Source organism: Aeromonas bivalvium, from assembly GCF_046078285.1.
Lineage (GTDB): Bacteria > Pseudomonadota > Gammaproteobacteria > Enterobacterales > Aeromonadaceae > Aeromonas > Aeromonas bivalvium.
The window spans coordinates 191,191-211,589 of record NZ_JBGXBV010000001.1; the positions used below are offsets into that span (position 1 = coordinate 191,191).

Consider the following 20,399-nt stretch of genomic DNA (forward strand, 5'->3'; position numbering starts at 1 on the left):
TCTCGTTGGGCATGACGCCGGGAGAGGAGGGGGCTGGAGACAGGGTCACACTCGCGTCGTCCATGGTGCGAATCAGGAGGCTCAGCCTAGCAAGGTGCGCCCGACCTGGGGTCGGGAAACGGTCAGACTTTGGTCGGAAATGGGGAGTGAGGGCCCTGGGGGGAGACGCAAGAGAAGAGGAGAGGGTGCGGCGCAGGGCGGGAGCGAGTATCAGGATGTGGCTCCTCGGCGGGTGGGAGCGGGTGAAGTGTACGAGAAGTGGGAGGAGAGGAGGCTGGCAAAGGGCTCCTGGTCGGTGCGGGTCAGCGCCGACTCATGACGAGGTGCTGAGGCAGCCGGGCGTGGGCGAGTGGGTCGGGGTCGTCCCCCGCAGGGGGATAGCCGAGGGCCAGGACCACCCGGCTGGTCAATCCCTGCTCTCCCAGGCCGAGCCAGTCATCGAGCAAGCCGCCATCAAAGGCCTCCACCGTATGGGTCTTCAGCTCGAACACGGCCGCGCCGAGCAAGAGGGAGCCCAGGGCGATGTAGACATGGTGCGACCCTGCGCAGGCATGGGATGCTGCGCCCCGGCAAGGCATGGCCAGCCCTGGCGATCCCGTCTCGTCGGCCAACTCCCGGGTACAGATCACCATGAGGTGGGAAGCCTGGTGCAGTATGGGGAGGCTGGCGGGGAGGTGGGAGGCGATGGCCTGCCGGATCCCGGCCCGGGTCTGGCGGGAAGCTGCCACGACGAGATGCCAGGGGAGCTGACGCTGGGCCCGGAGGCAACGGCAGGGCAGGGCGCAGAGATCCTCTATGACGGATTCGGGGATCCGCCGCCTTGGGTCGAAGAGGGGATCTTCGGATCCTCCCTGAAGGTGATGGTGATGCTTCATGGCGTCGTATGTCCCATGGTGTGAAAGGCGGGTCCTGATACCCGAAGGGATGATGGTGTCATCTGACCCGGATCTCCCCATCATAAGGAGCCTGGAGGGGATCCGGGTCAGGGAGAGGTCGCGATTTGGTCGAGACCGGCGCGGATCAGGGGGCCGACGGCCCGGTGGCGAGAAGGCGGTGTGCCTGGGCGAGGAGAGGGGTGTCCTTGGCTTCGGCGAGCTGGGTGGTCAGGGCGGCGAGGGCGTCCCACTCGGCCCGGGTCGGGGTCTGGTATGCGCACAGGGTGATCAGCGCCAGCAAGGCCAGCCAGGGGGTGCCCTGGGCCTGGGCTTCCTCGAACGCCTCACGGGCCGAGGTGGCGGCGGCCAGGGGGTCGCCGGCGGCCTGTGCGATGGTACTCTGGATCAGCAGCAGTTGCGGCAGCACGATGCGTTCACCATGGCGCTGCACCAGGGCGAGGGCCTGATCCAGCGCGTCTTGTGCCTGGTGCCACTCTCGTTGCCGCACCAGGGCCTCGGCGAGGTAACCCAGGGTCTCGCTGCCCCCCGAGATCATTCCCAGCGCCCTGTTGTCCAGGTAGGCCTGCCGGATCTGGTGCGCCCCTTCATGGGGCCTGCCCCACTGGGTGTCAGCCCATCCCTGGAACCAGCGCCAGGGCGCCTGACCCTGGGCGAGGGCAAACTCATCGACCAGGGTGCGCATCTCGCCGGCCAGGGCCGCCACCCGCGCCACCTCGCCGCACCGGATCCCGCACAGGGCATCGCACCAGAGGACGATCATCTGCGCCATCGGCTGGGCGAGCTGGCGGGCGCGGGCATAGGCCTGTTGCAGGCGCGCCCTGGCCTGGGCAAACAGGCCGAGCTGGGCGAGGGAGAGGCTCAGCAAGGCCAGTACCGTCGCCTGAGGATCGGCGATGAAACCGATGAAACTGTGTTCGGCCCCGGTCTGTGTCCGCTCTAGCAGGGGCAGGGCCTGCTCCAGGGTCTCCCTGGCCGCACCATGGTGACCCTGCATCATGAGCGCCTGGCCCTGCACGGTACAGGCGGCCAGGATCAGCAGGGGGTCCGCCTGGGTGGCGGCGAGGGCCCGCGCCCGGGCGGCGACGGCCAGGGCCTCCGGGTATTCGGCCCGCAGAGCATGGAGGAAACCCAGACCATGGAGCGCCAGGCCGGTCATGGGGTGAGCGGACATCTCGGCCAGCCGGTCGGCGGCTCTTTGGTAGGCATGGCGGGCCTCCTCCCCGGCCCCCAGGGTGTGGAAGGCGGCCGCGCCGCGCAGGGTGGCGAGGCTGATCTCCAGACCGTGGCGCGCCGCGCTCTCGGGGATCTGCTCGATGAGGATCAAGCCCCGGGCGGTCAGGCTCATGCACTCGGCGGGGCAAAGATGAAGCAGGGCAGCCTCGGCGGCCTCGGCATAATAGCCCAGGGCCTTCATGGGGGCGTGGCCGCGGTCGAAATGCATGGCCAGCTCGGCGGCGGTCACCTCCTGCCCCTCGGCCCGCAGCGCCTCCAGAGTGCTCCCTGTCTTGCCGTGCAACGCCCCGCGCAAAGGGGCGGAGAGGCCATCATAGAGACGCTGGCGAAACAGCTGATGGCGAAACTGGACGCAGCGGTGGGGATCCTCGGCCGATGTCTCAGGGGCTGGCGCCATCAACCAGAGCCGCTCCCGGATCAGCGCCTCGCACTGCTGCGCCATCTCCATCAGGCTGTCCCCCAGCACCCGCGCCAGGGTGTCGACCTGAACCCTCATGCCCAGTACGGCGGCGGCGGCGAGCAGCCGGCGGCGCGGCTCGGTGAGCCTGGCCACATGGTGATCGATCAGGGCGGCGAGGCTCTCGGGCAGCGCCCGGCGAACCAGGCGTGCGGGCTCGGTGTCGTCGCCATGGGCCGTCAGGCTCATCACCTCGCTGGCGAGGGCGGCAACGAACAGCGGGACGCCACCGGTACGCTCATGGAGGGCGAGGGCAAGGCCGGGAACCGTGTTCATGGTAGGCATCCGTTCCCTCACATAACTCGACACTTCCTGCTCGCTGAAGGGGGCCAGCCCTATCTCCTCACCCAGGCCCTGCCCGCGCAGCGCCTGTCTGAGGGCATGGAGCGGATGGTCGGGAACAAGGGGCTCATCCGGCCGGACACTGCCCAGCCACATCAGGCGGCTAGGACTGGGGCGGCGGGCGAGGTAGTCGATGAGCTGCAGGGTCGAGGGATCGCCCCAGTGCAGATCCTCGGTGATCAGCAGCAGTGGTCGCCGTGCTGTGTAGCAGTCCAGAAACTCGCTCATCTCCCGCAGCATGCGCTGGGGATGGGCGCCGACCAGTTCATGGAGCAGGGTCTCGCGCTGCGCCGGCGAGCAGAGCCAGGGCAGTTGCAGCAGCCAGGTCGGGGCGACCCTGCGCAGCAGCGAAACCGCCTCCTCATCGCGACGGCACAGCTCGGCGATGGCCTCCAGCACCGGCAGATAGGGCTCACCCGCCCCATGCAGTTGCACGCATTGCCCCCGTATCCAGAGGGTATCGGGGAGCCCAGCACAAAAACGCGCGATCAGGGTCGACTTGCCGATCCCGGGTTCACCCGCGACCCAGACGATGGCGCGCAGGCCTTGGCCCGCCCGCTGCCAGGCGTCTTGCAAGCGCGCCAGCGCCTGCTCTCGCCCGACGAAGATCCCCGAAGAGGACGTTCGTTGCGGCATCGGCAGCGAAGTGGTGGCAGGGGGGAGGGGGGAAAGACCCGTCTCCTGAGGGTGCAGCGGGCAGATGAAGCGATAACCGCGGCGGGAGACTGTCTCTATGAAGCCGGGCTGGCGGGGATCGTCTCCCAGCAGGGTGCGGATATCGCTGATGGCGCCCTTGAGGACGGAGGCGCTGACGAAACGATGACCCCAGACCCGATCGAGCAGCTCATCCTTGGTCAGCAGCACGCCAGGCTCGCGGATCAGGGTACACAGCAGGCAAAACGGGATGGGGGAGAGGGGAACGGCGTGGCCATGGTGCAGCAGCCGTGCATTGCGTTCATTCAGTTCGAAGTCGCCAAAGCGGACATGCAATGGAGGCGATGTACTTGATATCTTTGACATATTCAAACCGTTATGGCCCAGGCTGGCAATCGGCAACATCTTAGTCAGCCCACTGTGGTGGTCAAGAAAAAACAGCGGCGGGGTGAGTATAGGGGGAAAAGGGCGGTTCAACAGGATAAAAGAGGAACTTATGAAGCCTATTTGATTGAATTAACTGGGGTTTTCCACATGGAACCTTTCATGGGCGGCCCGGATTTCCCTGGTATGAAAAAGGCCCACCGCTGCGGTGGGCCTTATCCTTCTAGGGGGCTTCGAGCGGAGCATCAACCCGGCGCGTTGTTCACGACCAGCTTGCCATCTTCGACCGGGATGGTCTTGCCGGGTTGTTTCTCCATGCGGATCACCCCCTCCTGACCGGCGAGGCGGTAGCTGACGTCATAGCCGATGGTGCGGGTGCTGCTCTCCTGCACCGTCTTGCAGCGCTGCTCCGTGGTGGTGTAGGTGTCACCGGCCTGCATGTTGCCCTGCACCTGGTTGCCGGCATAACCCCCCGCCATGGCACCGGCGGCGGTCGCCACCTTCTTGCCGCTGCCACCGCCGAACTGGTGACCCACTACGCCCCCCAGGGCCGCGCCAACCACGGTACCCAGGATCTTGTGCTGGTCCTGTACCGGCTTGCGGTGGGTGACGGTGACGTTGCGACACTCCTGGCGGGGGATCTTGATGGTTTCAGTTACCGGTGTACTGGCCAGCACCTCGGCGAACTGGGGTTTGGACTCAAACAGTGAGCCACTGGCCACCGCCGAGAGGGTCACTGCCGAGGCGATACCGATGCCGAGACCGGCTAACAGGGACTTGTTCATCTCTCTCTCCTTCAACTGTTGCTGCCCAGGGTGGGGCTTGCCGCTATCTTGGCAGCTTGCGAGGGAGTCTCAAGGCGAGGGGGTCTGGGTTACGACAGGGGGTGACTGCGCCAAAAATGGCCGCCGAAAAAAGCTGTCTGTGATTGGCGACAAACTAGGAGGGGCATAACGGCAAGGCCACAGACCCGTAAGACGTTTCGCTAATACCTGGCCCTGTCTCCCCTTGGTACCCTCATCGGGTATACGGATCCGCCGTCGGCAAGGTGCCCGGGCGCAGTGATCCGCGAAACGCCCCCGTTTTGTGTCCCTGTGAGGAAGGATCCGATGACAGAGCAGAACATGTACGACTCAGGTCTTGGCAAGACCCCCGCCAATTTCGAGGCGCTGACCCCCTTGCGCTTCCTGGCCAGGGCGGCCAGTGTCTACCCCGATTATCCGGCGCTGATCCACGGCCCCCTGCGCCAGAGCTGGGCCCAGACCGAGCGCCGCTGTCGCCAGCTCGCCTCGGCCCTGCGCCGCCGCGGCATCGGCGAGGGGGACACCGTCTCCATCGTCGCCCCCAATGTGCCGGCCATGTTCGAGGCCCACTTCGGGGTGCCCATGAGCGGCGCCGTGCTCAACACCCTCAACACCCGGCTCGATGCCGAGTCCATGGCCTTCATCTTCCAGCATGCCCAGAGCAAGGTGGTGCTGGTGGACCGGGAGTTCGGCGCCCTGGTGCGCAAGGCGCTCTCTCTCATTGACAGCCAGCCCCTGGTGATCGCCATCGACGATCCCCTCTATGGGGAGGGGGAGCTCATCAGCGAGCTGAGTTACGAGGCCTTCATCGCCACGGGGGATGGGGACGAGCCCGGTTGGCTGCCGGCGGACGAGTGGCAGGCGATTTCCCTGAACTACACCTCCGGCACCACGGGGAACCCCAAGGGGGTGGTCTACCACCATCGCGGCGCCCACCTCAATGCGGTCAACAACGCCCTCTCCTGGGAGCTGCCCAAGCACCCCGTCTACCTGTGGACCCTGCCGATGTTTCACTGCAACGGCTGGTGTTTCCCCTGGACCCTGGCGGCGACCGCCGGGGTGAGTGTCTGCCTGCGCCACGTGCAGGCGGGCGCCATCTATGAGGCACTGCACGCGCACAAGGTGAGCCATTTTTGCGCCGCCCCCATCGTGCTCAACATGCTCAACAACGCCGATCCGGCCCTGAAACTGGGGCTTGACCATCCCATCAAGGCGATGACGGCGGGGGCGGCGCCACCCGCCACCGTGATCGCCGGCATGGAGGCGATGGGGATCACCGTGACCCATGTCTATGGCCTGACCGAGACCTATGGCCCCTGCGTGGTGTGCGAGCCCCAGCGAAGCTGGCAGGGGCAGGATGCCACGGCGCTCTCGCGGCTCAAGGCGCGCCAGGGGGTGGCCTCCCCCCTGCAAGGGGAGATGGGGGTCATCAACCCGGTCAGCGGCGAGCCGGTCCCCATGGATGGCAAGACCCTGGGGGAGATAGTGCTGCGGGGCAACATCGTCATGAAGGGCTACCTCAAAAACCCGACGGCGAGCGAGGAGGCGATGGCGGAAGGTTGGTTTCGAAGCGGGGATCTGGCGGTCTGGCACCCGGATGGCTATGTGGAGATCAAGGACAGATCCAAGGACATCATCATCTCCGGCGGGGAGAACATCTCCAGCCTGGAGGTGGAGGACGTGCTCTATCGTCACCCGGACGTGGAGGAGGCGGCGGTGATCGCCATGGCGGACGAAAAATGGGGGGAGGTGCCCTGCGCCTTCGTCAAGCTCAAGGAGGGACGGGAGCTTAGTCAGGTGGAACTGATCGCGTTTTGCCGCGAGCAGATGGCCCACTTCAAGGCCCCCAAGCGCATCATCTTTACCTCCTTGCCCAAGACCTCCACCGGCAAGGTGCAAAAGTTCATGTTGCGCCAGCAGCTGGCGTGAGTCTGACGGGCCTGGGGATCCATAATCGGGCCCGCGGGCCCGTTCTTCATCAGTCAGACAAGACCCGCCGTGTCGCATGCCTGGCACTGGCCTGCGGCCCTCTGCTTGACGGGCGCGTCTTCTGGCGTTTGTCAGCGAGGCGGGTTGGCGCCCCTGATGCGCTTGTGCAGCGCCTCCCACAGGCCGGCGATGAAATAGTAAAGGCCACCGGCTTCGGTCGCCTTGGTGTACTCGGAGAGCGGCTCAATCATGCCGCTCTTGAACTTGTCGAGCGCCTCTGTCTCGTTGGCTGCGTCGATATAGTCCCCCACCACCTCGAAGCCCTGGGCGAGCAGCTGCTCTTTTTCCGACAGGAATGAGGGGGAAGACATCGGCAGGAAGGTGACACTGGCGGGATCCTGTCCCTGACGGAAGAACTGGTATTTGCTCATACGACCTCTGGCTCTGGTTGGCTCGGTGACATTGTCCGCGCCGCTCTGGGCCCTGGATAGACCCCATGTGCGGCGTCAAATGGGGTCGATTGTTCAGCCTGGCTTCAGGCAAGCGGGCGTTGGCTTCCCCTGAGCGGGCAGATCCAGTTGCGAGGCGGCTACCGCTTGCCAAACAGCCGGGGGGCATGAAGCAGCAGATACGCCAGGGTGCCGCGGGCGGCGGGGGCTCCGTAGGGGAGGCTGGGGTTGATCAGGTAGTCTTGATAGGTGTGGGCCGCCGTCCGGGCATCGGGAGCCAGTATGGGCTCCCCCATCACCTCCAGGCCCTGGGCCAGCAGGGTCTGCTTTTCTGTGAAAAAATCGGCGCCAGCCATGTCGAGCAAGGTGAAGACGTCGGGCGCCGCTAGGGTGGCAAAAACCTGATACTTGTTCATCGAACCTCGGGTTCTGTGGCAGGGGACGGTCGCCATTGTCGCCCCAGGCTCACGGGAGCGCGACTCCCTGTTCAGGGGGCAGAAGATGATGTCATCTATGCCATCGACCCCTGTCCCGCTTACCATGGGCCATGTTCAGGCATCCTGGGAGGGGGAGAGTGCGAAAATCGGATCGACTGTTTCAATTGACCAACCTGCTGCGAGCCCACCAGCCCCTGACCGCCCGCGAGCTGGCGACGCGTCTGTGTGTCTCCGAGCGCACCATCTACCGCTACATGGACGATCTCTCCCTGGCGGGCATCCCGGTTTACGGTGAGGCCGGACTGGGCTATCGGCTGAGCCAGGGGTTCGAGCTGGCGCCCCTGCAACTGAACGCTGCCGAGCTGGAGGCCCTCATCACAGGGGTGAACCTGGTGGCCGTGCTGACCGGCAAGGGGATGGCGGATCCGGCCCGCGCCCTGCTCGCCAAGATAGAGGCGGCCCTGCCGGTTCGCGGCGGGGACGAGCCGCCCCCCGTGGTGCGGGTGCCCGACTATCCCAGGGCCCATCCAGCCTACGCCCGCTGGGACAGGTTGCACGAGGCCATCAGGGCAGGGTGCTGGCTCGAGATGGGCTATCAGGATGGCGCGGGCAGACAGACCCGGCGCCGCCTCTATCCTCTGGGGCTTTTTTACTGGGGAGGGCGCTGGACCCTGGGGGCCTGGTGCGCGCTGCGCCTGGCCTATCGGGATTTCAGGGTGGATCGCATCGACAGCCTGGCGCCATGCCCCGAGGAAGAGGCGCCGCCCGGTGTGACCCTGGCGCACTATCTTGCGCAGCGACGGGCCGAGGCGGAGCCGGAAAAAGGGGCCGGGCACTGACACAAGGCTGTCAGTAGCCCTTCGTTATGCTGGGTTCTCCAGACCATCCACAACGGAGAGCACGAGATGATCATCAATGGGGACATGCAAGGGGCAGGGGGCGTCGAGTTTGCCACCTTCAGGCTCAGGGAAGGAGTGACGGAGGCGAGTCTGCTCGCCCTGTCACGGCGGGTCGAGTCCGAGTTTCTTGTCCAGCAATCCGGGCTCATCATGCACTGCCTGCTGCGCGGCGCCGACGGCCTCTATGCCGACCTGGTGATGGCCTCCAGCCAGTCGCTGGTCGAAGCCTATTGCCAGCAGTGGCTGCACAACGAGGTGGCAGGGGAGTACCTGACCCTGCTTGACCGCAACTCGGTGAACATGAGCTTCTGGACCCGCATCGGCTGACAGAGGCGCGGGACCGGATGCCATGAAACAAAACGGGCCCTCTGGGCCCGTTTTGTTGACGTGAGTTCAACAATTACTTGGTGTGGCGCTCATAAAGCCGCTGCACCACATCCTTCAAACCCAGGCCTTCGTTTTGCAGCAAGACGGTCAGGTGGTAGAGGAGATCGGCGGATTCGTTGATGAGCTCCTCCCTGTCTTTCGCCATGGCGGCCAGGGCCACTTCCACCCCCTCCTCACCCACCTTCTGTGCGATGCGCTTGGTGCCCTTGCCATAGAGGCTGGCGGTGTAGCTGGTGGTGGGATCCGCGCCCTTGCGTGATGCCAGGATCTGCTCGAGCTCGGCGAGAAAACCGAGCGGCGGCAGGGGGTGACCGTCGAAGCAGGAGGGGTTGCCCAGGTGGCAGGTGGGGCCGACCGGGTCGGCGGCGATCAGCAGGGAGTCCTGATCGCAGTCGGTGGTGATGGCGACGAGCCTCAGCACATGACCCGAGCTCTCCCCCTTGGTCCACAGGCGCTGCTTGCTGCGGCTGAAGAAGGTGACCTGGCCGCTGGTTTGGGTCTTTTCCAGGGCCTCGCGGGTCATGAAGCCCTGCATCAGCACCTCGCCGCTTAGGGAATGCTGGACGATGGCGGGGATCATGCCGTCACACTTGGCCCAGTCCAGGCGCTCGGCCAGGGGCAAGGCATTGTCTACTGCTTGATTATTCACGGATGGCGACTCCTTCGTTTTTCAGCCAGCGTTTCAATTCGGGAATGGGGATAAGGCCCTTGTGGAACACGGACGCCGCCAGGGCGCCGTCCACGTCGGCCAGGGTAAAGGCATCGCGAAAGTGTGCCATGGCCCCGGCGCCGCCGGAGGCAATCAGCGGCACCTTGCAGACGGCCCGCACCAGCCTGAGCTGCTCGAGATCGTAGCCCTGGCGCATGCCGTCCTGGTTCATCACGTTGAGCACGATTTCCCCCGCGCCGCGCCGCTGGGCTTCCTGCACCCAGTCGAGAGTGGTCCAGGGGGTGGTGCGGGTGCGGCTCTCGTCGCCGGTAAACTGCTTGACCTGATACTCGCCGCTCGCCCCATCGAAGTAGGAGTCGATGCCCACCACCACGCACTGCACGCCGAAGCGCTCGGCCAGGCGGGTGATCAGGGTGGGATCGGCCAGGGCCGGGGAGTTGATGGAGACCTTGTCGGCCCCGAATTCCAGGATCTGGCGGGCATCCTCGACGCTTTTGATGCCGCCGGCGACGCAGAAGGGGATATCGATCACCTCCGCCACCCGGGTGACCCAGCTCTTGTCCACCACCCGCTCGTCGCTCGAGGCGGTGATGTCATAGAACACCAGCTCGTCGGCGCCCTCGGCGGCGTAGCGGCGGGCGAGATCGACGATGCCGCCCATCACCTCGTGGTTGCGAAACTGCACGCCCTTGACCACGACGCCATCTTTGACGTCGAGACAGGGGATAATACGCTTTGACAACATGCTCATTGCTCCATGTAAAGCACGGTTAAAGAAACATCGTTCTGCCGGTGACGCGGGATCAGGCGGCGAACGAAAACGCGGTCGGCATGCTTTCACTGCGGGATCCAGAGCGGGAAACGGCGCGCTCATCGGACGGCCGTCTCCCGGGGGAACCAACACTATATGCATGACTTTATTCAGTGATTCAACCCTTTGTCTCCCTTGGCCCGGCCCTGATGGCGCGAACCTGCATCGGGGAGGTGTACCATGGCGTCCTTTTGGGGCTCATCTGTTTCCACCCATTGGCGAAGGGTGGCCAGGGCGCCATCGAAATCGAACGCCTGCAACTGTCTGGCCAGGGTCTCGCTGCGTGACCCCAGGGTGAGGCGAAGGGGCGCTGCATATTGCTCGAACAGCGGGATCACGGCGGTATCGCTCTGCACCAGCAGGGCTTCCATCTGCCGGAGCAACTGCCGTTGACGGTGGGGCTCCAATAAGGGAGAAACCGGGGTGGACACCGCCTCGCCCTGGCGTCGATGCAGGGCGCTCAGCGCGTCTGTGATGGCCGTCATCAAGGGGGCGTCTGGGTGACCGGCGGCGATCCCTTGCTCCAGCTGCTGGCACTGCTGCGCGAGTGCCCCCATGCCAAGGGTGCTGGCCACGCCGCGCAGGGTGTGAACCAGCCGGGCGGCGCTCGCCCTGTCACCCGTTTGCAGGTGGCGGCGAAGCAGGGTCATGTCCTGGCCGTGCTCGCTGGCGAAGACGCGCAGCAAGGCAAGGTATTTGTCCTGATTGCCTTGCAGCGCCGCCAACCCCTGCTGCAGATCCAGCCCGGGGAGGCCCAGCAGGTTAGCGAGGGGACTGGCAGACATGTCGCCGATGCAGCCTTGAGCGTCGGGTTGTGTGACCTCGTCGTGGGGCAGCCAGCGTTGCAGCGCCTCAAACAGCTTGGTGGGAGTGACGGGTTTGGCGATGAAATCATTCATGCCGGCGGCCTCGCAGGCACGCCTGTCCTCGTCGAAGGCGCTGGCGGTGAGCGCCAGGATGGGAACCTGTTCCCGGCCTGGCAGCGCCCGGATGGCGCGGGTGGCGCTGTAGCCATCCATCACCGGCATCTGTATGTCCATCAGAATGAGGTCGAAGGGGTGCTGGCGGACGCTGTCGAGCGCCTCTTGGCCATTGACGGCGGTCTCGATGACGAGGCCGCTGTTGCACAAGAGCTCCAGCACCACTTCCCGGTTGATGGCGTTGTCTTCCACCAGCAGGACCCGGGCTGGGTGGGGGAAGAGGGTCTGCGCCAGGCGATGCTCCGGCGGAGCCGGTTGCCTGGCTTCTCCCTGACCCGGTGCGAGCGCGGCGGTGAACCAGAAGCGGCTCCCCTGGCCCGGGGTGCTGCTGACGCCGACCTCTCCCCCCATCAGGGCGGCAAGTCGGCTGGTGATCGCCAGACCCAGGCCGGTGCCGCCATATTTGCGGGTGGTGGAGACGTCGGCCTGCTCGAAGGCCTGGAACAGCTTGTCGCACTGCGCCGGGCTGATGCCGATACCGGTATCTTCCACCTCGAAGCGCAGCAGGTATCCCTCGGTTAGGGGACGAGCCACCCGTACCCGCAGGGTGATCGCGCCCTGCTCGGTGAACTTGATGGCATTGACCGCGTAGTTGAGCAGGGCCTGGCGCAGCCGGGTGATGTCGCCATTGAGCCAGGTGGGGGTATCGCCGATGTCGACCTGGATGGCGAGGCCCTTGGCGCGGGCCTGTTCGCTCATCAGGGCGCTGACATTGTCCAGCATGGCGGTGAGGGAGAAGTCGCCCTGCTCCAGCGCCATCTTGCCCGCATCGATCTTGGAGAGATCCAGAATGTCATTGATGATGGTGAGCAGGTGCTGAGCGGCGTGGTCTATCTTCTCCAGCCGCTCGCGCTGGGGGTTGTCCTGGGTATCGCGCTTGAGCAGATAGGTGAGCCCCAGGATGGCATTCATGGGGGTACGGATCTCGTGGCTCATGTTGGCCAGAAAGGCGCTCTTGGCGCGGTTGGCGCTCTCGGCCCGCTGGTGGGCCTGGGCCAGCTGCAGGGTACGTTCGTTGACCATCTCCTCCAGGTGGTAACGGTACTGATCCAGCTCTTCCCCGAGTCGCTTCTTCTCTGTGATGTCGGCCTGCACCGCCACATAGTGGGTGACCTCGCCGTTCTCCTGGCGAATGGGGGAGATGGCCGCCAGCACCTGATAGTGGGAACCATCCTTGCGCCGGTTGGTGAACTCCCCGTGCCAGCGCTGTCCGCGATCGATGGCATCCCACAGGGCGATGTAGGTGGCCCTGGGAGTGAGGCCGGAGCGCAGCAGGGACGGGGTCTGACCTAGGATCTCCTGCGCTTGATAGCCGCTGGCGGCGAGGAAGGCGGCGTTGACATATTCGATGCGCGCCCGGGTATCCGTGATGAAGACGCCGTCCGGGCTCTGCTCCAGGGCCAGGGAGAGCTGGCGCAGCTGCTGTTCTGCCTGCTTGCGCGCTGTGATGTCCAGATGGATGCCGAGCAGGCGCAGCGGCTGCTGCCGGGTGTCCCGATAGACGCTGCCCTTGCTGACCAGCCAGCGCACGGCGCCGTCTGGCAGCAGGATGCGAAACTCGATCTCGAAGGGTTTGTCGCTGGCCGACAGATCGGCCAGCACGAAGTCGATGCGTGGCCTGTCGTCCGGGTGCAGGCACGACTGCCAGGCCTCTATCGTTCCTATCTGCTCGGCGCTGCGGCCATAGAGGCGAGCGCATTCCGGCGAGAGGAAGAGGCTACCACTGACCATGTCCCACTCCCAGATCCCGACGTGGGCGCCCTCCTGGGCCATCAGCAGTCGCTGCTCGCTCTCGCGCAGGGCGCTGCTGATGGTTTCGGCGCGCACCCTGGCACTGATGGCATCGTCCATCAGGTTCAGGGCCGCGAGGCGGGCGCGGCGTTGGGTATCGAGGGCCGCCTGTTGATTGTGCAGCAGTTGCTGCTCGGTCTGCTTGCGCTCCGTGATGTCCTGGACAGTGCCATAGAGCTCGACGATGGCACCGTCGTCGCCCCGCAGGGCGGCCCCGCGGGCAATGATCCAGACCGGCTCCCCTTGCTCGTTGATGACGCCGGCATCGCACTCATAGGGCAGCCCATCGTGCAGGCAGCGCTCGACGGATTGGGCAATGGTGCGCCATCCCTCCTGGGTGAAGTATTTTCTCACCTCGGGATAGACGGCGGGGGGCAGGGCGGGATCCCGGCCATAGATACGGTAGATCTCAGGTGACCAGAAGTGGTGGTCATCCGTGATGCGCCAGCGCCAGTTGCCTATCTTGGCCAGCCGCTGGGATTCCCGCAGGATCCCCTCGTTGCGGCGCAGGGCCGCTTCGGTCTCCTTGCGCTGCTGGTTGTCCTCGATGATGGAGATGAAGTAGTCGGGCTCCCCCTCGAGATCCCGCACCAGTGCCACCGTCAGGGTGATCCAGAGTACCTCGCCCCCCTTGCGCAGGTAGCGCTTCTCCAGGGTGTAGTGGGGCAGCTCCCCAGCCAGCATCCGGGCCACATAGTGTTGGTCGATGAAGAGATCGTCCGGGTGGGTGATCTGCTGGAAGCTCATGCCCATCAGCTCGTCCGCGCGGTAGCCCAGCATGTCGCACAAACGCCGATTGACCCGCAGCCAGGCTCCATCCGGGGATACCAGGGCGATGCCGACTGCCGCCTGCTCGAAGGTGGCCTGGAAACGGCTCTCGCTCTGCTGCAGACGGGATTCGGTGCTCATCAGCTCCTGCCCGCGCCGGGTTTCCCTGGCCCGGGAGTGGTGCATGGCCGCGCTGAGGAGGCTGATGAGCAGGCCGTTGGCAATCAGGATCCCCCACTGCACCAGATCCTGGCCAAGCGATACGGTCAGCTCATGGACGGGGGGCAGCATGAAATAGCTGGTAGCCAGGGCGCTGACCAGAGTACAGAGCAGGCCGGGCAGGAGACCTCCCAGCAGGGCGCAGATGATGATGGGCAACATGAAGAGCACCAGCAGCGGCCGTTCGCCGAAGGCAATGGGCAGCTGGACCCGGATCTGCAACATCAACACCGGCAGCAGCAGCGCCAGCAGGCAGACGCCCCAGCGCAGGGTGGAGGGACGGACGTGCCACAGTGGGGACCCGCTCATCAGGAAATCTCCTCTGGCAGTGCCGGGGCCTGGGGATAGGGCGGCGGCAGCCCGAGCTGGCGGGACAACCCATTGATCTGGTGCTTGAGGGTCAGCATGGCGAGCTCCCTGTCTACCATCACCTTGTTGAAGCGCTCCAGCTCCTCGTTTTGCTGGCGCAGCGCCATGGCCTGGCGGGTCAGGGCCTGTTCGACCTGCTCCCGTTCGGTGACGTCAAGCAAGAGGCCGAGCACGGCGGGTTGGCCACGGTAATCGACTCGCCGCCCGTACAGCTCCACTTCCAGGCTCTGGTTGTCGTGATGCAGGGCGCTGAAGCGGACATGGATGTCGCCACCCTCCAGCTCGCAGCGCACAATCAGCTCGGCCACCCGCTCGCTGTCCTTCTGGCTTGCCAGGGCGTGCAAGGGGCCAACCTTCAGCAGGGCGCCGGGCGAGCCGTAGCCAAACAGGTGGGCAAAGCAGGGGTTGATATAGCAGAGCTGGCCCTGCTGGATGATGTAGATGCCAGCGAGGGATTGCTCCACCAGGGCGCGAAACAGCCCCTCCCGCTCCCGCAGATCTGCCTCGGCCCGTTTGAAGTCCGTGATGTCGCGGGAGATGCCGAAGGTGCCGATCACGTCGCCGTCTTCGTCTTGCAGCGGCCCCTTGGTGGCGAGGAACACCCGATCGCCGCAGGGCAGGGTCAGGTACTCCTCCTCGGTCTGCACCTTGTTGCTGGCGATCACCTGACGGCCCGCTTCCATCAGCATGCGTGCCTGCTCCGGGGGGAAGATGGCCATGTCATCCTGGCCCAGCATCTCGGCGGCCGGTTTGCCGACGAACTGGCTGGCGGCCCGGTTGAAGAGAATGTATCTGCCCTCCTTGTCCTTGGCGAAGATGGCATCCTCCGAACTGTCGGCGATGGCGGAGAGCAGTTGCAACGCCTGTAACCGCTCGGTCTGGGAGTGGCGAACCTGCTCGGCCATCAACAACCGGGTGTGCTGACGCAGCAAGATGATGCCGGCGTTGGTGACAAAAAGCACCAGCAGGGCGATGAGGCCGATCCAGATGCTCTCCCTGAAGCTGGCCTGATTGAGCTCGGCCTTGTCTATCTTGGCCAGCAGGAACCAGTCCGTGCCCGCGACCGGATAGACGACGCCAAAGGCGGCTATGTCGCGATAGTCCTGGCCAGTGAGCACCTTGGCCCTTCTCGTGGCGCCCGACTTGCCCTCCTGGCGCAGATACTGGGCCGCCAGCAAGGTGCTGTGAGTCAGCGGCAGGTGCAGGGTGAGGGCCGAGCCGGGACGATAGCGCGGGTCGCTCAGGTACTGCACCTCCTCTGCGCGCTGGCGAAACAGGGTGGCCTCGCCACTGCTGTCCGGGATGGGCCAGGGTGTCAGGATCTGGTTGATCCAGTGGCTGCCACTTATCTGCAACACCATGACAGGGGGCTGATCCTGGCCGTTTGCCAGGGGAGCCAGGAAGTCGAGCCTGGGTTGGCCCAGTTCATCCAGATAAGGGCCGACCCTGAGCACCTTGCCCGTTTCCACCCGGGTCAGCGCGCCGCGCAATGTGGCATTCATGGCGCCAGCTCCTGGGGTCTGCCACAGGGGGTGACCGACCGGATCCAAGAGGGCTGCGCCATCAAACCCTCGCACCGAGATGAACTCGGCCAGTTGCGAAAGCCGCCGGGTCTGTTCCTCGGATGGCCTGGCCTGAGGCCCGGGGGGAGAGAAGGCCCCGTCGCGGGAGTTGCCGACGATCTGGCGCAGATCCTGCTCCCGGTTGCCCAGCCACTCTGCGATGCGCCTGCTCTTGAGATCGGCGATGGTCTCGAGCCGGGCCACCTCCTTGTCCCGGGTCAGGCCGATGTTCTGGGCCATAGCCATGGCCGTCAGGGCCAAAATGAGGCCATTTAGCAGCAGGATGGGCAGCCACTGACGCCCGGAGAGCCGGGGGCTGGCCGACGTCTGATTGATGCGCCGGCGCAGCATGGCATAGAGCATGAGTGCTGTGATGAGGATAAACAGCCAGCCCTTGATGGTGCTGGCCAGGGCGAACTGAGCAGGGGTGCTGAACAGCCACTCCACCGCCTTGTCGGAGAGCAGGATCCACAGGCTGGCCACGGCGCCATAGGTGAGCACGACGTTGAGCACATGGGCCCGGGTCAGGGGAGGCTGCTCAGCCATGGCTGGCCTCGGCGCCATCCCGGTAACGCTCGGCGATGAGGACGAACTGCTCGAAATGCTCATCGAAGGCCGCCACCACGTCGGGGTCAAAATGCTGGCCGCTACCGGAGAGGATCAGGGCGCGGGCCTCCTGATAGGGCATGGCGGGTTTGTAGATCCGGGCGCTGATGAGGGCGTCAAACACATCCGCCAGCGCCATCAACCTGGCCGAGAGAGGAATGGCATCGCCCCGCAGCCCATCCGGGTAGCCACTGCCGTCCCACTTCTCGTGGTGCCAGTGGGCTATCTCCTTGGCCAGGGTGAGGAAGGCCAGGGGCTGCTCTATGTCCTGCTCGGCCTCCTCGATGGCGTCGCTGCCCAGCTTGGCGTGGGTGCGCATGATCTGCCACTCCTCTGGGGTCAGCTTGCCGGGCTTGAGCAGGATATGATCGGGAATGCCCACCTTGCCGATGTCGTGCAGGGGGGCGGAGCGGCTCAGCAGATCGATGTAACCCGGGGTCAGGGTCTGGGCAAAGCGGGGGTGATCGGCGAGAGCGCTCGCCAGCAGCCGGACATAGGCCTGGGTGCGCAATATGTGATTGCCTGTCTCGGGGTCGCGGATCTCTGCCAGATGGGCCAGCGCCCGGATGGAGACCTGCTGGATCAGATCGTTTTCCGCCATCCGGCGCGCCACCTCGGCCTCCAGGGCCGCATTCTGACTGTGCAAGCCATCCCGGGCCAGTTTGGCTTCCAGCTGGGTGCGCACCCGGGCCTGGACGATGGCGGGCTTGATGGGCTTGGTGATGTAGTCGGCCGCCCCCTGGGAGAGGCCGTACTCCTCGCTCTGGGGATCGGCGAGGGCGGTGAGCAGCACCACAGGGATGCGGTGGGTGTCGGGGTTGGTGCGAAGCTGTTTGAGCACCTCATAGCCGTCCATGCCGGGCATCATCACATCCAGCAGGATGAGATCCGGTCTCGCATCGCCGCCGGCAATGCGCAGGCATTTTTCCCCGCTCTGGGCGGCGAGTACCCGATAGCTGGGTGAGAGCAGCTCGGTCAGCACCATCAGGTTCTCGGGGGCGTCATCGACAATCAGAATGGTGGCGCAATGAGATGTGAACATAAGCCTTCCGTGACATTACCTCGATGAGTCCGAGTATAGAGTCAATCGCTTCCAGATTATAAGGGGGTGCCCTGGCGCTCGGGAAAGGAGGGGCCGGATGGCCCCTCAGACACCCCTGAGTTCAGCGGATGGTCACGCCATCAGTCGGCGCCATTGTCGCCCCAGCAGGCGATGGCGTCGGCGACCGAGAACTTGCCTTCCAGCAGGGCGCGGCCGAGGATGATCCCCTTGACCCCGGATCCCTTGAGCGCCTCTATGTCCTCAATGCCGCCGATACCGCCGGAGGCCTGAAAACCCACGCTCGGGTAGCGGGCGCAGAGATCCCGGTAGAGCGCGACATTGCTGCCAGCGAGCGTCCCGTCCCGGCTGATGTCGGTGCAGAGCACGTGTTTGAGTCCGACGGGGAGGAAGCGTTCGATCAGCGCCTCAAGGCTCACGCCGCTGTTCTCCTGCCAGCCCGCCACCGCGATGTGGCGATTGCCCTGTGCATCGATGTTGACATCCAGCGCCAGCACGATGCGCTCGGGGCCGTATTTCTCCATCCAGCCGGCCACCAGTTCCGGGGACTTGACGGCGGTGGAGCCGATCACCACCCGGCTGGCACCGGCGGCCAGCAGATCTGCCACGTCCTGCTCGGTGCGCACGCCGCCGCCCACCTGTACCGGCGCCTCCGTGGCCGACAGCAGCTGGGCAATGAGGGTCAGCTGGCGGGCTTGTGTCTCTTTGGCGCCGTCCAGATCCACCAGGTGCAGCTGCGCCGCGCCCTGGCTGACATAGTCGTCGAAGCGGGCCTGCGGGTTGTCGCTGTAGGCGGTCTTCTGACCGTAGTCGCCCTGATAGAGTCGGACTACCTGACCATTGATGAGGTCGATTGCGGGAATGATCATCCTTGTTACAGCTCCAGAAAGTTTTGCAGTAAACGGGCACCGGCCGCGCCGGATCGCTCCGGGTGGAATTGGGCGCCAAAGAAATTGTCCCGACCGACGATGGCGGTAAAGGGCTGGCCATAGTCGCAGCTGGCGATCGTCGCCTCGGTCACCTCCAGGGCGTAGGAGTGGACGAAGTAGAAGTAGCTGCCACTGGGGATGCCTTTGAGCAGGGGGTGGGTCTCGTCGTGTTCGATCTGGTTCCAGCCCATGTGGGGCAGACGCAGGTCGCCCACCTCCATCAGGCGGATCCTGCCTGGCACTATGCCGAGGCAGTCGATGAGCCGGCCATCGGCGCTCATGGTCTCTTCCGAGGCCTCTGCCAGCATCTGCATGCCGAGGCAAAAGCCGAGCAATGGCTGCTTGGCGGCGCGTATCAGGGGGACCAGCTCCCGCTCATTGAGATTCTTCATGGCGGCGACGGCGGTGCCGACGCCGGGCAGGATCAGCTTGTCCGCCTGCTCGATATCGGCGGCCTTGCGGGATACCTGCGGCGCGACGCCGAGGCGCTCGAACGCCATGCGCACCGAGGCCAGGTTCGCGCAGCCGGTATCGATGATGACAAGTTTTTGATTGTTCATCGTCTGCCCTTACTCATATCGATTGGCGAGATTCGCACCATCAATGCGGTGTCGATGATGACCAGCTTCTGCTTGCTCACATCCATCACAGAACCCCCTTGCTGGAGGGAAGCTCGCTCCCTTCCACCCGGATGGCCTGGCGCAGGGCGCGGCCAAAGCCCTTGAACAGGGCCTCCACCTGGTGGTGGGTGTTGCCGCTGCCCACCTTCATCTGCAGGGTGATGGCCATGGCGTCCGACAGGGATCGGAAGAAGTGGGGCACCATCTCGGTGGCCATCTCCCCCACGTTGTCGCGGCCAAAGCCGCTCGGGCAGTCGAACACGAAGTAGGGGCGACCGCTCAAATCGAGCGCTGTGCTCACCTCCTGTTCGGTCAACGGGCGTGCATCGATCACCGCCTGCACCTCGTCCATCGCCAGCACGAAGCCGAAGCGGCCGATGCCGCGCTTGTTGCCAAGGGCCTGACGCAGGGCCTGACCGAGAGCCAGCCCGACGTCTTCCACCGTGTGGTGATCGTCGATGTGCAGATCGCCGCTGACCTTCAGCTTGAGGCTAAAGCCCGCGTGGGTCGCTATCTGATCCAGCATGTGATCGAAGAAGCCGATGCCGGTGGCAATCTGGTTGCCGCCGCTCTTGTCGAGATCCACCGTCACCTGGATGCGGGTCTCCTTGGTGTCGCGCTCCACCGAGGCGGTGCGTCCCCTGGCGAGCAGCTGATCACGGATGGCGAGCCAACCGTGATCTTTTTGGTCATAGCGGATGCCGCGAATGCCCATGTTCTCGGCAAGCTGGATGTCGGTCTGTCTGTCGCCAATGACAAAAGAGTTGGCAAAGTCGATGCGACCGGAAGCCAGGTACTCCTTCACCAGGCCAAGGTGGGGCTTGCGGCAGCTGCAGCCGTCGGTGGGAAAGTGGGGGCAGATCAGCACCTGCTCCCAGGTGACGCCCTGGGATTCGAAGAGGTGCATCATCAGATCCTGGGGTGGCTGGAAGTTTTCCAGGGGCAGGCTGGCGGTACCCAGGCCATCCTGGTTGGTCACCATCACCAGCACGTAACCGGCGGCCTGGAGCTCGCGCAGCACCGGGATCACCATGGGCTCGAAACGCAGCTTGGCGAGGCTGTCCACCTGCTTGTCGGTGACCGGCTCTTCAATCAGGGTGCCGTCACGGTCGATAAACAAAAACGGGGTCTTCATCTGTTACAT

The 20,399-nt window shown here is 65.0% G+C and carries 16 protein-coding genes; 3 read left to right on the forward strand and 13 right to left on the reverse strand.

Annotated features, from left to right (window positions below):
- Window positions 1-302: 302 nt before the first annotated feature.
- The 3 genes from ACEUCR_RS00780 to ACEUCR_RS00790 all read right to left on the reverse strand — a co-directional run bounded on the left by ACEUCR_RS00780 (window position 303) and on the right by ACEUCR_RS00790 (window position 4,751).
- A complete protein-coding gene (locus ACEUCR_RS00780; RefSeq protein ID WP_408787517.1) occupies window positions 303-875 on the reverse strand; it encodes a nitroreductase family protein in 573 nt (190 codons plus the stop codon).
- 145 nt (window positions 876-1,020) lie between these two features.
- A complete protein-coding gene (locus tag ACEUCR_RS00785; protein WP_408787519.1) occupies window positions 1,021-3,948 on the reverse strand; it encodes an AAA family ATPase in 2,928 nt (975 codons plus the stop codon).
- Window positions 3,949-4,211: 263 nt separating this feature from the next.
- Window positions 4,212-4,751, reverse strand: coding sequence for a glycine zipper 2TM domain-containing protein (locus ACEUCR_RS00790; protein ID WP_408787521.1), 540 nt, complete (start codon window positions 4,749-4,751; stop codon window positions 4,212-4,214).
- A 324-nt stretch (window positions 4,752-5,075) separates the two neighbouring features.
- Here ACEUCR_RS00790 and ACEUCR_RS00795 point away from each other — a divergent pair, with 324 nt between their 5' ends.
- Entirely contained in the window at window positions 5,076-6,698 is a 1,623-nt protein-coding gene (locus tag ACEUCR_RS00795) for an acyl-CoA synthetase (protein ID WP_408787523.1), read from the forward strand.
- 131 nt (window positions 6,699-6,829) lie between these two features.
- Here the strand turns inward: ACEUCR_RS00795 and ACEUCR_RS00800 are convergent, their stop codons facing one another.
- Window positions 6,830-7,129 (reverse strand): hypothetical protein, encoded by a 300-nt coding sequence (locus ACEUCR_RS00800; RefSeq protein ID WP_111872655.1) that lies wholly within the window; start codon window positions 7,127-7,129, stop codon window positions 6,830-6,832.
- A 158-nt stretch (window positions 7,130-7,287) separates the two neighbouring features.
- Complete coding sequence (locus ACEUCR_RS00805; protein ID WP_392440945.1) at window positions 7,288-7,563, reverse strand: hypothetical protein; 276 nt, start codon at window positions 7,561-7,563, stop codon at window positions 7,288-7,290.
- 185 nt (window positions 7,564-7,748) lie between these two features.
- Here ACEUCR_RS00805 and ACEUCR_RS00810 point away from each other — a divergent pair, with 185 nt between their 5' ends.
- Together ACEUCR_RS00810 and ACEUCR_RS00815 are read left to right on the forward strand one after the other, a co-directional pair.
- Window positions 7,749-8,423 carry a helix-turn-helix transcriptional regulator gene (locus tag ACEUCR_RS00810; protein ID WP_408788995.1) on the forward strand — a complete coding sequence of 225 codons (675 nt, stop codon included), beginning with the start codon at window positions 7,749-7,751 and terminating at the stop codon, window positions 8,421-8,423.
- Between the two features lie 66 nt (window positions 8,424-8,489).
- Window positions 8,490-8,810: a hypothetical protein gene (locus ACEUCR_RS00815; protein ID WP_111872658.1), complete on the forward strand. Its 321-nt coding sequence runs from the start codon at window positions 8,490-8,492 to the stop codon at window positions 8,808-8,810.
- A gap of 73 nt (window positions 8,811-8,883) precedes the next feature.
- On the opposite strand, the gene hisIE is transcribed toward ACEUCR_RS00815, so the two are convergent.
- The 8 genes from hisIE to hisB form a co-directional block, all read right to left on the reverse strand.
- Window positions 8,884-9,519, reverse strand: coding sequence for a bifunctional phosphoribosyl-AMP cyclohydrolase/phosphoribosyl-ATP diphosphatase HisIE (gene hisIE, locus ACEUCR_RS00820; protein WP_408787525.1), 636 nt, complete (start codon window positions 9,517-9,519; stop codon window positions 8,884-8,886).
- A complete protein-coding gene (gene hisF, locus ACEUCR_RS00825; protein WP_408787527.1) occupies window positions 9,512-10,285 on the reverse strand; it encodes an imidazole glycerol phosphate synthase subunit HisF in 774 nt (257 codons plus the stop codon). The genes hisIE and hisF overlap by 8 nt, the downstream gene beginning before the upstream one ends.
- A 176-nt stretch (window positions 10,286-10,461) precedes the next feature.
- Complete coding sequence (locus ACEUCR_RS00830) at window positions 10,462-14,418, reverse strand: PAS domain S-box protein (RefSeq protein WP_408787529.1); 3,957 nt, start codon at window positions 14,416-14,418, stop codon at window positions 10,462-10,464.
- Window positions 14,418-16,586: a PAS domain-containing protein gene (locus ACEUCR_RS00835; protein WP_408787530.1), complete on the reverse strand. Its 2,169-nt coding sequence runs from the start codon at window positions 16,584-16,586 to the stop codon at window positions 14,418-14,420. Before ACEUCR_RS00835 ends, ACEUCR_RS00830 begins: the two co-directional genes overlap by 1 nt.
- The gene (locus tag ACEUCR_RS00840; RefSeq protein ID WP_408787532.1) at window positions 16,579-17,688 is read right to left on the reverse strand and encodes a response regulator; all 1,110 of its coding nucleotides are present in this window, start codon (window positions 17,686-17,688) and stop codon (window positions 16,579-16,581) included. Before ACEUCR_RS00840 ends, ACEUCR_RS00835 begins: the two co-directional genes overlap by 8 nt.
- A gap of 140 nt (window positions 17,689-17,828) precedes the next feature.
- Window positions 17,829-18,575 (reverse strand): 1-(5-phosphoribosyl)-5-[(5-phosphoribosylamino)methylideneamino]imidazole-4-carboxamide isomerase, encoded by a 747-nt coding sequence (hisA, locus tag ACEUCR_RS00845; protein ID WP_408787534.1) that lies wholly within the window; start codon window positions 18,573-18,575, stop codon window positions 17,829-17,831.
- Between the two features lie 5 nt (window positions 18,576-18,580).
- A complete protein-coding gene (gene hisH, locus ACEUCR_RS00850) occupies window positions 18,581-19,195 on the reverse strand; it encodes an imidazole glycerol phosphate synthase subunit HisH (RefSeq protein ID WP_041997106.1) in 615 nt (204 codons plus the stop codon).
- 85 nt (window positions 19,196-19,280) lie between these two features.
- Window positions 19,281-20,390 carry a bifunctional histidinol-phosphatase/imidazoleglycerol-phosphate dehydratase HisB gene (gene hisB, locus ACEUCR_RS00855; RefSeq protein WP_041997109.1) on the reverse strand — a complete coding sequence of 370 codons (1,110 nt, stop codon included), beginning with the start codon at window positions 20,388-20,390 and terminating at the stop codon, window positions 19,281-19,283.
- Window positions 20,391-20,399 lie beyond the last annotated feature (9 nt).

Excerpts from the sequence above, each read along its gene's own strand:
- ACEUCR_RS00785 (WP_408787519.1), bottom strand. The coding sequence starts at position 3,948 with ATGTCAAAGATATCAAGTACATCGCCTCCATTGCATGTCCGCTTTGGC.
- ACEUCR_RS00830 (WP_408787529.1), bottom strand. The coding sequence starts at position 14,418 with ATGAGCGGGTCCCCACTGTGGCACGTCCGTCCCTCCACCCTGCGCTGG.
- ACEUCR_RS00795 (WP_408787523.1), top strand. The coding sequence starts at position 5,076 with ATGACAGAGCAGAACATGTACGACTCAGGTCTTGGCAAGACCCCCGCC.
- ACEUCR_RS00835 (WP_408787530.1), bottom strand. The coding sequence starts at position 16,586 with ATGGCTGAGCAGCCTCCCCTGACCCGGGCCCATGTGCTCAACGTCGTG.
- ACEUCR_RS00815 (WP_111872658.1), top strand. The coding sequence starts at position 8,490 with ATGATCATCAATGGGGACATGCAAGGGGCAGGGGGCGTCGAGTTTGCC.
- ACEUCR_RS00840 (WP_408787532.1), bottom strand. The coding sequence starts at position 17,688 with ATGTTCACATCTCATTGCGCCACCATTCTGATTGTCGATGACGCCCCC.
- hisA (WP_408787534.1), bottom strand. The coding sequence starts at position 18,575 with ATGATCATTCCCGCAATCGACCTCATCAATGGTCAGGTAGTCCGACTC.
- ACEUCR_RS00800 (WP_111872655.1), bottom strand. The coding sequence starts at position 7,129 with ATGAGCAAATACCAGTTCTTCCGTCAGGGACAGGATCCCGCCAGTGTC.
- hisF (WP_408787527.1), bottom strand. The coding sequence starts at position 10,285 with ATGTTGTCAAAGCGTATTATCCCCTGTCTCGACGTCAAAGATGGCGTC.
- ACEUCR_RS00805 (WP_392440945.1), bottom strand. The coding sequence starts at position 7,563 with ATGAACAAGTATCAGGTTTTTGCCACCCTAGCGGCGCCCGACGTCTTC.
- hisB (WP_041997109.1), bottom strand. The coding sequence starts at position 20,390 with ATGAAGACCCCGTTTTTGTTTATCGACCGTGACGGCACCCTGATTGAA.
- hisH (WP_041997106.1), bottom strand. The coding sequence starts at position 19,195 with ATGAACAATCAAAAACTTGTCATCATCGATACCGGCTGCGCGAACCTG.
- ACEUCR_RS00790 (WP_408787521.1), bottom strand. The coding sequence starts at position 4,751 with ATGAACAAGTCCCTGTTAGCCGGTCTCGGCATCGGTATCGCCTCGGCA.
- ACEUCR_RS00780 (WP_408787517.1), bottom strand. The coding sequence starts at position 875 with ATGAAGCATCACCATCACCTTCAGGGAGGATCCGAAGATCCCCTCTTC.